Annotated in this window: 11 protein-coding genes; 5 read left to right on the forward strand and 6 right to left on the reverse strand. The window is 61.4% G+C overall.

Translation table 11 applies throughout. The features are described 5' to 3' along the window. Positions 1 to 68: 68 nt before the first annotated feature. Positions 69 to 1,985 carry an SIR2 family protein gene (locus tag AC5Y7E_RS13465; RefSeq protein ID WP_499949392.1) on the reverse strand — a complete coding sequence of 639 codons (1,917 nt, stop codon included), beginning with the start codon at positions 1,983 to 1,985 and terminating at the stop codon, positions 69 to 71. Positions 1,986 to 2,775: 790 nt separating this feature from the next. Here AC5Y7E_RS13465 and cas3 point away from each other — a divergent pair. The 5 genes from cas3 (at position 2,776) to AC5Y7E_RS13490 (ending at position 9,168) form a co-directional block, all read left to right on the forward strand. After that, a complete protein-coding gene (cas3, locus tag AC5Y7E_RS13470) occupies positions 2,776 to 5,007 on the forward strand; it encodes a CRISPR-associated helicase Cas3' (RefSeq protein WP_499949393.1) in 2,232 nt (743 codons plus the stop codon). Then, positions 5,004 to 5,642, forward strand: coding sequence for a type I-C CRISPR-associated protein Cas5c (cas5c, locus tag AC5Y7E_RS13475; protein WP_499949395.1), 639 nt, complete (start codon positions 5,004 to 5,006; stop codon positions 5,640 to 5,642). Before cas3 ends, cas5c begins: the two co-directional genes overlap by 4 nt. Beyond that, complete coding sequence (gene cas8c / locus AC5Y7E_RS13480; protein ID WP_499949396.1) at positions 5,639 to 7,399, forward strand: type I-C CRISPR-associated protein Cas8c/Csd1; 1,761 nt, start codon at positions 5,639 to 5,641, stop codon at positions 7,397 to 7,399. Before cas5c ends, cas8c begins: the two co-directional genes overlap by 4 nt. A 1-nt stretch (position 7,400) precedes the next feature. Next, positions 7,401 to 8,300 (forward strand): type I-C CRISPR-associated protein Cas7/Csd2, encoded by a 900-nt coding sequence (gene cas7c / locus AC5Y7E_RS13485; RefSeq protein ID WP_499949397.1) that lies wholly within the window; start codon positions 7,401 to 7,403, stop codon positions 8,298 to 8,300. A 724-nt stretch (positions 8,301 to 9,024) separates the two neighbouring features. Next, positions 9,025 to 9,168: a hypothetical protein gene (locus AC5Y7E_RS13490; protein ID WP_499949399.1), complete on the forward strand. Its 144-nt coding sequence runs from the start codon at positions 9,025 to 9,027 to the stop codon at positions 9,166 to 9,168. 243 nt (positions 9,169 to 9,411) lie between these two features. Here AC5Y7E_RS13490 and AC5Y7E_RS13495 read toward each other — a convergent pair whose 3' ends face one another. The 5 genes from AC5Y7E_RS13495 to AC5Y7E_RS13515 form a co-directional block, all read right to left on the reverse strand. Continuing rightward, positions 9,412 to 9,591: a hypothetical protein gene (locus tag AC5Y7E_RS13495; RefSeq protein WP_499949400.1), complete on the reverse strand. Its 180-nt coding sequence runs from the start codon at positions 9,589 to 9,591 to the stop codon at positions 9,412 to 9,414. Further along, positions 9,591 to 9,959: a hypothetical protein gene (locus AC5Y7E_RS13500; RefSeq protein ID WP_499949401.1), complete on the reverse strand. Its 369-nt coding sequence runs from the start codon at positions 9,957 to 9,959 to the stop codon at positions 9,591 to 9,593. The genes AC5Y7E_RS13495 and AC5Y7E_RS13500 overlap by 1 nt, the downstream gene beginning before the upstream one ends. A gap of 168 nt (positions 9,960 to 10,127) precedes the next feature. Continuing rightward, positions 10,128 to 10,733 (reverse strand): hypothetical protein, encoded by a 606-nt coding sequence (locus AC5Y7E_RS13505; RefSeq protein ID WP_499949402.1) that lies wholly within the window; start codon positions 10,731 to 10,733, stop codon positions 10,128 to 10,130. After that, positions 10,715 to 11,233: a helix-turn-helix domain-containing protein gene (locus AC5Y7E_RS13510; RefSeq protein WP_499949403.1), complete on the reverse strand. Its 519-nt coding sequence runs from the start codon at positions 11,231 to 11,233 to the stop codon at positions 10,715 to 10,717. Before AC5Y7E_RS13510 ends, AC5Y7E_RS13505 begins: the two co-directional genes overlap by 19 nt. Continuing rightward, positions 11,230 to 13,521, reverse strand: coding sequence for a bifunctional DNA primase/polymerase (locus tag AC5Y7E_RS13515; protein WP_499949405.1), 2,292 nt, complete (start codon positions 13,519 to 13,521; stop codon positions 11,230 to 11,232). The genes AC5Y7E_RS13510 and AC5Y7E_RS13515 overlap by 4 nt, the downstream gene beginning before the upstream one ends. Positions 13,522 to 13,585 lie beyond the last annotated feature (64 nt).

The raw sequence follows: 13,585 nt of genomic DNA on the forward strand, positions 1-13,585 counted from the left end.
GGAGAAATTAGGGTTGCGCGCGAAACTTTCGTTGGCGCCTAGATCCCGGCATGGGTTCGTGAGCGTGACTAAGTGTCTAGCCAGATTTCATTCGGCAGCACGCCGGCGGCGGATGGACGATTGGCGGGATGGCTGTTGGCAACGTGACCGACGGCACGACTGACTACTCGAAGAGCGAATTCGATTCGCACGGGGTTGATGCCCCATCCGCTCACGACAGGGTGCAGCTCGCCTTCGCGGTTGATTTCTTCGGCGACCCTTTCGGCGGTTGGGCTACCCCAACGAAATCCGCCCCCTCGGTTATAAACCTTGTCGACGGCACGCAGATGTAAGCCCGATGGACGGCACTGATTAGAGATGTCGTCGAGGATGCCGTTTTTGGTCGCTTCGGCCTGCAGGTGTGCAGTCTGATCGAGGTTGGCGGTCGCATTACGTCGGCCGTCTGCTGCCGCGTAATTTCCGATGGCTACATCGAATTGGGCTGTATTCATCAATTGCGAAGCAAGCCGAAGGATTTCAAACAATTGCCAGGCTTCCTCGACGGCATCCGAGCCGAGGCCCAACGCTTCAGCCAGCGTGGCACCGACAGCCTGAAAATTTGCGGATGACGTTAGTCGTATTGCGCTGGGGTCGAAGGTCAGAATCTGCGATACCGGAACGGGACCCGCCCTGGTTGGCGACTCCGCGTGCAAGGCAAATAACGCGGTTACACGTGCGTATCGCTGAGCACAGACAGCCGCGACGCCGCCGGCATAGAACAGCATCGAAGTAGCAACCAGTGGGAGGTTGATGAGCCAAGCAATCCCGTCACGCGGAGTGATGCTCGCTAGGCGATGAAGATCTGGGGTCCACCACTTTTCGGTGTCGCGGTCGCCCCAGAACGCTAAGACGGCGACGGCAGCCACCGGTATCCGAGTGGCTTCGATGACTCGATCGGTAAGCGTTTGAGCATAATTCGGGTCACCGCTGTTGTAGTTGTCGAGGTTGAACTCGGGCAAATCACGAAGCCTGTTGAACTCCTCGGCCACCATGTCGTGAGCCGAAATGGCCGGCGACTGCTGCATCAGGTGACGTTTTATGCGGCTGGCGGCCACTGCGACGGTAAACGGATGGCGAGCCCGTGTTTCGCGGATCGCCACGATCTGATCCGCCAAGTGCCCCAACGCCTCATCGGCAGTGGTTTGAAACACTACAGCAGGATGTGCGCCGATCAGCTGGCTCGCGGCATCGGTGAGGTTGCCGGGCTCGACCCAGCCCATAGTGAACAGCTTTGTGCAGGAGGCCCTCGCAGCTTCGCGCAGTGCGGTGTCGTGTTGGACAGACCAGCCCGCCACGATGAGGCCGTAGTCGCTGAGGACGTAACGCAACAGCGCTCCCATGTGCTCGCCGTAGCCGTTCAGTTCGGCGGGCGTGTTGAGCATCGACTTGGGGTTTAAATAGTCGCCGTGCAGGTGCACGATGCACGCTTGCACGAGGCGCAGCGGTCCGAGGCCCTGGGCGTCGGCTTCCGTCGCCACGATCGTTGGCTGGATTCCGCGTTCAGTGAGAGCTTGCTCGAACAGCCGGTCGAAATTCATCGTCACGATCACCCGAATGATGCCCAGTTCGACGAGCTGCGCGATGGCCCGGTGTGCTGCTGAGGGCGGGATGGGAACGCCGGCTCGATCTTCCTCGCCAGACGACTCAAAGTATCCCTGCAGCAACACTTGTCGCTCATGCGGTAGCGGTGCGACATCCTCGATAACGCTGCTGTAGGTCAGCTGCTTTCCGTAGTTCTGCTCGTACCAGCGCTCGGCATTGTTGTCGTCGATAACTACCTCGGCTTTGTTACGCTGGGCGATCTTGCGGACTAAGTCGACCTCGATGTCCCACGCCGAAGGCAACCCCGCGCCCTTGGATATGCCGGCCCCGGCCAGCACTGCGTATGCACCTGGATTGGAGGCGAGTGAGAACGCCAACGGCAGGTAGGGATCATCAGTCGTCACGACCAGACAGCTTACGGCCGGAGACCCGACACGCCGTCGACTCGTGCACCGCGCAGCCGGCTCACGCCGCTACCCGCCGGCCGCGACCCCGCGCCGGCAGGTAGATAGTGCCGACGGGTGGGCCGCATAAGCCTCGGCGATCATGGGACAAGATGCATTGCAGGTCGTCGCGGTCGAGCCGGAGGCCGCAGCAGACCAGTGGGAAGTGCTTACCTCCCACTCGCCGGGACGCCCCTTTCCGGGTCAGCCATTCCAGGCCACCGCGGCGGCTGCGAGCGCTGTGAACGCGGCCTACGCTCGCGCTCGGCGCGTGCGCGACATCGCCACCATCGACTCCGAACTGCGGTTGGTATCAGCTCACCGCCATGCGGTGCAGGAGCGGGGCGGGCCGCTGCCGCCCATAGATGTGGCGGATGCGCTGCTGACGAAAATCGCGAGCCGTCCCAGCGGGGCTACAAACCGCGACCGGGAATTTTACAATTCCCCATGTGAATAAGCGTGGAACCATCTACGCTTTCTGCGGCGAATCGGGCGACCTTATTAACGACCAACACCAAGCCGGGGGTTCGAAGCATGCTGGCCCGTGCACCTCTGATCGCAGCAACCATGGCGTCGGCGGCAAAAGGCCCGACACCGCCGGCCCGGCGAGTACGCGAAAGTCTGACCCGCCCAGCTGGTGACCACCGACATGTTCACGCCGCCCAGGCCACCACATGAGATCGCGATCCTCCCAGAAAGTTGTGCTTGATTTGCGCCGCAGCTTGTCGGAAGTGTCGCGTACCCTCCGCCTGTGACCAGCCCAGCCCGTGACCGGGCAACCGAGTTCGAATGCGATGGTGACTTTGGCGGAGAGGCATCGCCACCTGTGTTGGCGGCTCATTCGCCGAACGAGGCAGGCCGGTGGCACCCGTTGGCTGAGCATTTGGAGGGTACCGGCCGACGCGCCGCCGAGTTCGGAGCAGCGTTCAGTTCAGCTGATGCGTGCCGGTTGGTCGGGACCCTCCATGACATCGGCAAAGGCGACCCAGAGTGGCAGCGTTACCTTGCCGCAGCCGTCGACGGAATCAAGTCTCCGACGGTCGACCACAAGCACGCTGGCGCATTCATTTGTTCGGACTGGGGCGTCGGAACCTTGGCCTTCGTCATCGCCGGCCACCACGGCGGGATGGCCGATTCGGCTGCGCTTCGCGCGAAAATAGCGGCCGGACCTACGGCTGGGCAGCGTGCCGCGATGGATTGCGCTGAAACGCTTGGCATCACACGTCTTAACGTGCATGAGGTCATTCCACAGCGATTCCGTGGCACTGACGCGGCAGGCAAGCGCCGCTTGGAATTTTGGCTACGCATGGTGTTCTCCTCCCTCATCGACGCCGACAGGCTCGACACTGAGCGTCATTTCGGCCGCGGACTGCGGGCCTGTTCGCCACCGAGTGGGCTTAGCGATCTCGATGTCCGGTGCAACGAGCGGCGCAGTATCGCTGTAGCCGAGCACCAGCATGATCCGGTAGCGGTAGCTCGAACCGAGATCTTGGAGGAGGTGCTGTCCAAGGCGGCCGAACCGGCGGGGTGGTTCGAACTGACAGCACCAACGGGGTCGGGCAAGACAATCGCCGCGCTTTCATTCGCGCTCCGCCACGCGGCAGCAAACGGTCATCGCCGCGTCGTCACGGCGGTTCCGTTCATCTCGGTGACTGAGCAGATCGCGCGCGAATATCGCAAGCTGCTTGCGGACCCAGCCGGGCCGCCAGTCGTCCTGGAACACCACTCGGGCATGTACACGCGAAGTGAGTCTCAAGCCGGCGAGGCGCTTTGGTCTCGCCTCGCAGTCGAGAACTGGGACGCCCGCGTCATCGTGACCACCATGGTGCAGTTGCTCGAATCGCTCTTCGATAACAACCCCAGCCGAACCAGAAAGCTACATCGCCTGGCCCAGTCGGTCCTTGTCCTGGATGAGGTTCAGTCGCTGCCATGGCGCCTGCTTGACCCCACACTCGATGTTCTTCGGGAGCTCGTGAAGTCCTACGGGTGTTCGGTGATCCTCTCGACAGCGACGCAGCCGCCCTTCAGCAGGATCGGCAGTGTCGCCGGACTACGGCGACATCAGCTGGCCAGCACGCGCTGGTTCGGTATCTTCGAGCGCACCGCCGCCGAGTTCGTCGCCAATCCGGTGTCATGGGACGACCTCGCGTCGCGCGTTAATGCCGAGGGCGGCCGACACAACAGGCAGTGCCTTGTCGTTTTGAACACCATTGCCGACGCCCGCGAAGTCTGTCGTCGCCTCATTGGAAGCGAAGGGCTCACCCATCTTTCAAGCCGGCTCTGTCAGGCACATCGCGTCGACGTACTCAACAAGGTAAGAGAACGATTGCGTGACGGTAAGCCCTGCACGCTGGTATCAACACAAATCGTTGAGGCCGGCATCGACCTCGACTTTCCGGTCGCGGTTCGTGCGTGCGGTCCACTGCCAGCTATCGCGCAAGTCGCGGGCCGGGTGAACCGCCATGGGCTCAGACAACGCGGCACGCTGATTGTCGTCGATCCAAAAGGCGGCCACGTACCGCCGGGCGAATACATGATCGGTACGCAGATCAGTCGTCAACTCCTGCAGTCCGGCGCCGACCCGCTCGCCCCGGAAACGCTAGAAAAGTATTGGGACAGGCTAATTCACGCCACCGGTGACAAGCTGGACAAACTTCAGATACAGCGCGAACGAGAATTATTGAACTTCCCGACCGTGGCCAAGCGGTACCGCATGATCGCCGACGAGACGATTCCCGTGCTTGTTTCCTATGGCGGCTTCGACCCCGCGCGGATCGTCATTCCGGATGACCCACCGGCTCGGCGTGCATTGCTGCGACGGCGACAGCCATACATGGTGTCGCTTCGCACAAAAGAGTTAGAGCGCTATAAAGCAACCGGACTTGCAGAAGAACGCGAGGGGGGAGTGACTGTGTGGCACGGTCCCTATGACCCTGTCTTCGGTCTTTCCGTCGATACGGAAACGGAGGCTCTGATCTGGTGAACCGTCATCCTGACGAACTCGCGCTGCGAGTGTGGGGTCCATTCGCCTGCTTTACGCGACCCGAGTATGCAACAGAGCGTGTGTCCTACCCGATGATTACGCCGCCGGCGGCTGTCGGGGTTCTCTCGTCGATCTTCTGGAAACCCGAGATCGATTGGATCATTACTCGAATCTGGGTGCTCGCTCAACCGCAATGGGTTTCGATGACTCGCAACGAGGTCAAGTCCCGGGCAAGGCCAGACGGTAGGATCAACGTGTTGGAGGATCGGGCACAGCGGCACAATCTCTTCCTCCGGGATGTCGATTACGTCATATTCGCGCGGCCATCTCGTCGGCCGCACTCGTCCGATCCGATTGCCAAGTACCGGGACCAGTTCCGCCGTCGAGTTGAGCGTGGAGCGTTCTTCGCACCGCCATATCTCGGGTTGCGGGAGTATGCCGCGTCTTTCGCGCCCGTCGATCTAACTACAACGCAGCCCCTTGCCGGTCTGACTATCCCGATCGGGCCGATGAGCCTCGACCTTGGCTATCACGGAGACCGCGGAATCTTGACCGAGCCTGAGTTCTTCAACGCGACCGTTACCGACGGCGTCCTCGATGACATCCCGGTTCCTGCGCGCCTAAGAGGGCGATGATGTTACTGCGCAGCCTTGACGACCTACATGGTCAGCTCGTCACCGAGGACCGACTGCCTCCGATCGGGTATCAGGTTAAACGAGTCCGGTTCCTCGTCGATCTCGATACTGACGGCGGGTGCCTGTCTATCATCGACACCGCCCCAGACGAAACAGCGCGAATCGTGCCGGAAGTTGGCCGAACCCGTGCTGTCAAGGCCTTTTTGGCGTGCGATAATGGGCAGTACGTCCTTGGCCTGCCGAAGCGGAATGACGCCAAAGCCAAGGCACTGGGGCGTACGTGTCACACCGCATTCTTTGACCGGCTCGATCAGGCTGCTAAAGCAATAGAAGCAGAAGATAGCTCGGCTGCAATGTCTCTGCGCGCTGTTGGCCAGTTCGTGTCCGACCGCGATCTAGCTCTCGAACACTTCAAAACCCGTGGTATTGCTTGCGACTTCAACGACAAGGGCGAACTGCCCGAAGCGAGTGCACGGATCGCATTCAGGGTCAACGGTGTTGATCCGACGGAGTTGCCCGCCGTACGCAATTGGTGGGCACAAATCGCCAACGAGCACCTCAGCAGCGCAGCCGAGGGGCTGTGCCAAGTCTCAGGCATCCAATCGCGACTGGCAAGAATAATGCCCGGTATTTCCGTCAAACCTGGCATGCCTCAAGCATTGATCTCCGCTAATTTTCATGCCGCGGAACGGTATAACGCACAGCAGTCCGGCGGAGCGCAGGTCGCGGTGCCGGTAGCAATTCGCAGCCATCAAGCACTCAACTGGTTATTGGCCGATGATCACCACCACCGCCGAATTGGTGACCTGACGTTCGTGTGGTGGCTAGCCACCGACGTGGCATTCGATCCGTTCAACGTGATTGCCCAGCCGCATGAGGATGATGTTGCGGCTCTCCTCGCGTCGCCCTGGTCCGGTCGGCCTGGTCGGTCGCCCTCGGCCGACTTCCGTTTGCTCGGTCTGTCGCTGACCGAGGGTCGTGTCGTTATCAGATTTGATCACGTCAGCACGCTCGCTGAGGTTGAGCGGCGCACGCGACGTTGGCTTGAGCTCATCGCGCGGCCGCGATCAGACGGCGGCCAATGGTGGCCTGCGATTTGGCACCTTGCCGAGGCCGCAGTTCCACCCGGCGAAGGCAATGCCCGGAAGGCCCGAAAGGCCCGAATTGTCGAAGCGCTCGCGCGCGCGGCAGTTGCGGGAACACCGCTCCCACGCTCACTTTTGGCTTCGCTAGTCGACCGCTGTCACGCTGTTCCATTTCCTCGCAGAGGGGACAGGGTTGACGGGTCAGCCATAGGCGCGCGTCTCGCAGCTCTCAACCTCTACGTGAATCTCAAGGAGGACACAATGGACGAAGGCTCAGTTGGAGCCCTCTGTGGCCGGATACTTGCCCAGCTTGAAGCCGCGCAATACCGAGCGCTTGGCGACACTAACCGCACCGTTGTCGACCGTTACTACGCCGGCGCTTCGACGATGCCTAGCAAGGTGTTTCCCGGGCTGTTCAAAACCGCCAATGCTCATCTCGCGAAGGCCGGTCGAAAGCAGGGCGGAAAGGGCGCGCAGATTGCAATTTCCCGCCGCCTAGGCGAGCTATGCGGGTTGATGCTCACGGCTGGCGGATTTCCGGACACACTCAGTATGGAGCAGCAGGCCGATTTCGCACTCGGTTACTGGGATGAACGACAAAAACGGTTCCAGCGGGCCGCGGTAGACCCCGAGCTAGCCAAATCCGGTGAAACACATTCTGAGGAGGAGTGAGATGACCAAACCCTATCTCGATGTTGAGAGACGTCACGATTTTCTGATGCTGTTCGACGTCACCGGTGGCAATCCAAATGGTGACCCCGACAACGGAAATGCACCGCGCACCGATCCGCTTACCGGTCATGCATGGGTTACCGATGGGGCGCTCAAGCGGAAAGTCCGTTCGTTCATTGGGGATGCGTACGCCGGTCGTGAAGGATATGAAATCTACGTCGGCGAAGGAGTTGCCCTAAACGAGCGGCACCGAGTCGCATCGGAAGCTCTAGGAATGAAGCAGAACAGGAAACGTCCCGCTGCGGAACAACAGAAGGCCGGCGCTGAAGTCGCCAAGCGTTATTACGACGTTCGCGCGTTCGGCGCCGTTATGTCGACCGGTGATCATCCCGCAGGCCAGCTTCGTGGCCCAATCCAAATCGCGTGTCCTATCACCAGTGTCGATCCGGTCCAGTTGTCGGAGTTAACTATCACTCGTGTTGCGGTCACGAATGAGGCTGAGCTCCAAAAGCTCGCGGCGGGCGAAGGCGGCAAGGATCGCGAGATGGGCTCGAAGCACATAGTGCCGTACGCGCTGTTCCTTGCTCAAGGATTTGTCATCCCATCGCTGGCCAAGAAGAGCGGCTTCAATGAAGACGACCTCGAAGTGTTCTGGGATGCGCTGCAACGAATGTGGTCGCTCGATCGGTCCGCTTCACGGGGCATGACTGGATGCCGAGGTATCCATATCTTTAGCCACGAAGACGCTTATGGCCGGTGCCACCCGGATCGGTTGTTTAACCGAGTAGAGGTCACGCGAAAAGTGGAAGGCCCGAGTCGGCGGTTCAGCGACTACAAAGTCGATGTCGACTTGAGCGGTCTAGACGCACTTGGCATCACCCATACCCTCATCGGTAGTTAATGACGAACCTGTACTTCCCACAGACTTTGGAGGATTGGGCTAAAGCGGCGTCGAGCCTTGCTAGGCGCCGGGAATCGGAACTACCACACGTACAACAACCAGGGCATCTGTGCGGCGTCGGCTTTTGGCCGGCGCCGAGGATCGGAGCACCGGCATTCCAAACGATTTGCTATCGGGATTCCTAAGCGGCGTCGGGCTTTGCCCGGCGCCGAGCATCGGAACATGAAGGACCACCTGGAGGACTGCGCCATCGCCGCAAGGTGGTGTCGGGCTTGCCCGGCGCCGAGGATCGGAACGGTGATTTCCAAATCGGCAAGTCAATCATCATCCCCAGCGGCGCCGGGCTTTGCTCGACGCCGAGGATCGGAACAACCACATGGTCTACTGCGGTGGGCAAAAGAACATCATGCGGCGCCGGGCCTGCTCGGCGCCGAGGATCGGAACAACGGGCGGACCTTCTACGAAACCGCGCGGGTGCCGGCGGCGTCGGCTCTGGCTCGGCGCCGAGGATCGGAACAAAACGGTCGACACGCTGAAGGTGTTGCGACTGTTAGTCGGCGTCGGGCTTGGCCCGGCGCCGAGGATCGGAATGTGGATGGCAACGACAAACTGATTGTCTGCAATCGTTGTGGTGCCCAGTGGAGAGACCCCAAGGTGTCTGCAACGCAGGCGGCGTCGGGCCTAGCTCGGCGCCGAGGATCGGAACATCAACCAAATCTACGAAATGAACCTGATCGGAGGCGCGGCGTCGGCTCTGCACGGCGTCGAGGATTGGAACTACGGGCCGAAGGTGATTAAGTTCGGCGTTGCCAGCGGATCCGGGGCGCTGCAGGTGCTTGGAGCACCCGGCTCCGCTGGCCGGCCCTAGGCTGGTGGCCCCAGCCGGACTCAGTCCCATTAAAACGAGGACGACCTGTCCACCCAAGCCGGTAGGCGGCCCGGGTCACGTGCTGATCAGGGCGCCAAACCATTCCCGCAAACAGACATTTAACAAGGCCGACCACCCGCCCAGCCGCCATTCCAGCCTTCCTCTGTCGCTTCGACATCGTCATTAGCGACACCCCGTCCGCTTCCGCCAGCACGCTTTGTGAATGGGCCGCAACAGTTCCACCTATTCACAGCCATCACTACGGACCCGGTACTTCGTGGATGTGGGCTGCTGGTCGTATCGCTCGGGTGGCATGCCGACGTTGTCGTCCCACAGGTCGTTGTCGATAAGCCATTGTCGCGCATCCCATTCGACCGCGTCGTCGGCGCGGCCACCAGACGACCGCGGCACCTCGCGAGCCATCAGGCACCGCCCTCGCGGGCCGCGGCCCAGTCGGCGTCACGGCGGTCCCAGCGGGCGCGCACTGCGCGTTGGTGCTGCTCGGATCTGACCCGACCGGTGCCAACCGTCACGCGCGAAAGATGGTCGCCGACCGCCTTATCGAGTGCGCGAAGTTCAGCGGAGATTTTGACCACGAGCGTGGGCCGGTTCTCGCCAGCCGTCTCGGCGGCGAGCTGTCGCTGTAGCAGTTCGATACGGTCAACGGCCCTCGCGGCGGCCGCGAGATGGTGCTCCTCGGATTCGGTCCATTTCAGCCGTTTGCCGGATGCCTTGGCCTCGCAGGCCAGCGCGGCGTCCATGTCTGAACGTAGAAGTTCACCAGCCGTCATGTTGGATTCCTTCCTTTACATTTACGCGGCAAGATCCTCTCCGGCGAAGCGCGAGAAATTGGCGCGTAATACGCGAACAGGCAGACGCTAAGTCCGGCCGGGGCTTCCACCAGCGAATGCGGGGCGTCCCCCCACCCCTTTGCGGAGAATAGTTTGTGTGCTGGTCGTTCATGCCAATTCCTCACCGTCGGCGATCGATTTCAACCGGGCGTCCGAGATGTCACCGAGGCTCGGGCTCAGCTCGGGTGGTGTCGGCACACGGAATAGTGCGGTCATTGCGGTATGGAGCAGGCCGCCGCTGGGGAGTGCGTTGAGTTCGTCGAGGTAGTCGGAAAGATTGACCGCTTCCGCGTAACCCTCAGCGATACCGCGCCACTTCTGCGAATGCGCATGGCCAGCGACGGCCCGTGCCAGCAGGTTGTCACCCATCTCGGTGGCACGCTTTAGCATCGCATCGGCGTCGGCGGCATTCTCTAATTTCGCCGCCCGGTCCTGCGCATCGCGATAGACGAGAATTGTCGCCGACTCCGAACCAGTCGGAATGCCAAACAGTTTGGCGGTTAGCTTGACCCTGGTCTCCTCATTGTCGCAACTGAAGTTGCTGCGCAGAGATTCAGCCCGACGGCGGTGCGCCAGCACGACTTTCGCGAGCTCCTGCGCTCGCCCCTGATCGCTGTATCGCGAGCTGTTGCGGATCTGCTCGACTTCACGATTCAAGCTGGCCCGAATGTCCGCCATCTTGTCCTTCGCGTCGTCTAGTTGTATGGCAGGCATGTGTCGATCTCCTTCGGTGTTGGCCTGGCGGCTTGCGCCCGGGCGATATTCAGATGTTGTCGGTTGACTAACCATCTGCCGCTGTGGCGGCGTGCCGGCAATCGTTGTGCGGCAATCCATCTGCGGATGGTCCGGTCATGCACACCGAAGATCTCGGCGGCCTCGACCGTCGTCAACCACTCCTCCAATTGTTCATGGGAATCGCGCCCTTTCGCACTTTGCTGTCCGATTTCGGACGGGGCTCCGCTGATTGGTCTAATGCTATTGCCCGGGGAGTCATGTCGACCCATGGCAGACACGTGAAGCGCGGTGAGAACCGCATACGCCTCAGGGTCCGTGTCGAGCAACATGATTCGCCGCTCAGGCAGCATCCCGGACTTCTTTTCCAGCCACGCCGCAATCCTCGGCGGCACGATGACGGACCCACCGGGAAGCAGATGTTGCGCGATCCGTTGCGACCACTCGATCTGGGCCAGACGACGACGGGCGGAGCGGTTCATGCGGCACCATCCCGTCCAAACCACACGCACGTTGCACAGAATTCGCTGTCGACGGATGTGACGGCGCTGTGGCAGTCCCGGCACACAGGGAGGGAAGTTCCAGTTATGTCAGAAGGTATGCGTGGAGTACCTTCCTCGGAAACCCCTCTCTTCATTGCGCTTACGCGGTTACTGACGTTTCTGGAACATGGTTCCAGGGTGGTGTCCAGGTTCTGTGGCTTCACAGCGTCAGGGTCGATGTCGTTTGCCAATGAGTACAGCCACCGGGTCCGCGTCGGGTCAATCACCTCTTCCCGGCATTCCAGAACGTCCAGCATGTGCAACGCCTGCAATTGCCGGTCGACCGTGTTCCGCGGCTTCCCGATTCCCTTGCGAATGTCACTCGTTCCGCTGGCCGGGTGATCGGCTAGGTAGTCGATGATGGCAAGCCGCAGCGGTGGCATAGAGTCACGGGCGCAACGGAGCGCTAACCCCAGAGCAGCTTCGCGGCTCATCCCGATCGCCAGGCCCCCGCGCACTATTTGGGCGAGTTGCTTGGCGAACCTGGTCGGCATCTCGGGAGCATGGGCGTCTGAGACGTTACCGTGGTAGTCGTATTCGACTGCGGTGCGCGCCCGCGTTACCAGGTCGGCGGCAGCGAGGAGTATGTCCACTTCCTGGTCATTTAGCTGAATCGGGTCGCGACCCGCGCCTGCTAGGACGTCGGCTGCCGCGGCTGCGAGCGCGTCGCGCATCTCAGTCTCGTTGCCGGTGTTGCCGATCGCTCGACGTCCGGCGGCTACACGGTGTGTTGTGGAGTCGAGTCGCATTAGCACGAACCTGTCGCCCATCGCGGCGATCACCGAGTGCGCAGTGTCCCACGCGGTTGTGACTGCCCCGATCATGGTTACGCGGCCAACCCATTCGAGAGTGCGGCCACCGTCAGTGCCGACGTTACGGTTCCACGCGCCGTCGTATATCTCCCGTAGCGCGGCGAGCACGGCGCCGCGCAATTCGCGGCCCATGGAGATGATCGACGTGAAGTCTTTGACGACAAGGATTCCGTTGTCGCCGATTTCGCGTAGTAGTCCGCCGGTAGCGGTCTTCGATCGTTCGCGTTTCGATGTCGCCGAGAGCAGTGCACCTTCGGATGCGATGGTGGACACGATGTGCACCCAGGGGTGGTTTTGCAAGCTTTGCACGGTCTCGGTTTTGGCGTTGCCTGAGCCGGATACGAGATGTACCCATAGGGGGTCGCCGTCCATCTGTTGCACTGCCGCTGCTGCCAGCACCAGGTGTGCGGCGTCGGTGTCGTAGTCGTCGCCGAGCCATTTTCGGAATTGGGTGTCCGTGTTTTCCAGTGCCGCAACGCGTTCGGTGGGCGTCCGGTCCACCGTCGGCGCTGATGGTGTTTCGAATGTTGTTGCCTCGGGCGGCATTTTCTCGTCTGTTCGGGCTGTTGTATCGGCTGGGTCGGCAGCTAACGCCTGCGCCACCGCCCAGGCGAGGATGCCGTCCCATTCGGACTTGGCGATGTGGCCGGTGCGGACCTTGCCTGTTGATCCTCCGAGTGCGACCGCGTTGATGAAGATCGGTGTCAACACGTCGGCGGCGTACTGGGCCGGGTAGTAGCCTGCGGCGGCTTCCTTCATCGCACCAGTGACCACGGAAACCGCGGACATGTGGACAGACTCGCCGGCCTCTATCTTGTCGACGAGTGCTTTACGCAGGCCATTGAGAACGTCTGGGCGGGTGCCGGTTGCGTGTTGCGTAATGAACGCGGCGACTGCCTCATCAGTTGCGGCGTCCTCGGCCGGCGAGGCGTCGGGCAGCAGTTCGGCGATCTCATCATGCAGCACGGGTACCCGGCCGGTTCTGTGCCAGTCGTATTTGCCGTCGGGGCTGGGATGGATACTGGGCCACACGATGATGACGGCATTCTGGCCACGTACTTCGCCCCACGCGCCGCCGAGCTTGCCTGCACCGTTGCCGAATAGGCGGCCGGGTGGGGCAGCGAATATGTAGTGCCCGCGCCGTGTCTCGCTGGGTCGGGTCGAGTGGTACGGCGCGGTCAGCAGGTGGTGCCATAAACGCTCAGGGAACTTATCGGGGTGGTCGACATCGAATACGACGCTGCCAGACCGGCCGACGTGAAGCGCGATTCCGTAATCTGTGCCCGCGAACCATGCGGTAATCACGTGAGGGTCGCGGCTGGACTGTGTGTGCCAACCTTTGCGAACTACAGACCCGGGATGCTTTGATCCGCGTTTGACTGGCAGCACGTACCAGCCGTCTTCTGCGTAAGTCAAAGCGGCTGTGAGGGTGTCGGGGTCCGCGGAAAAGTCAGGGATTGTCAGCGAGTGTGTAAAGTGT

The sequence above is a fragment of the Mycobacterium sp. NGS17 genome (genome assembly GCF_059813205.1).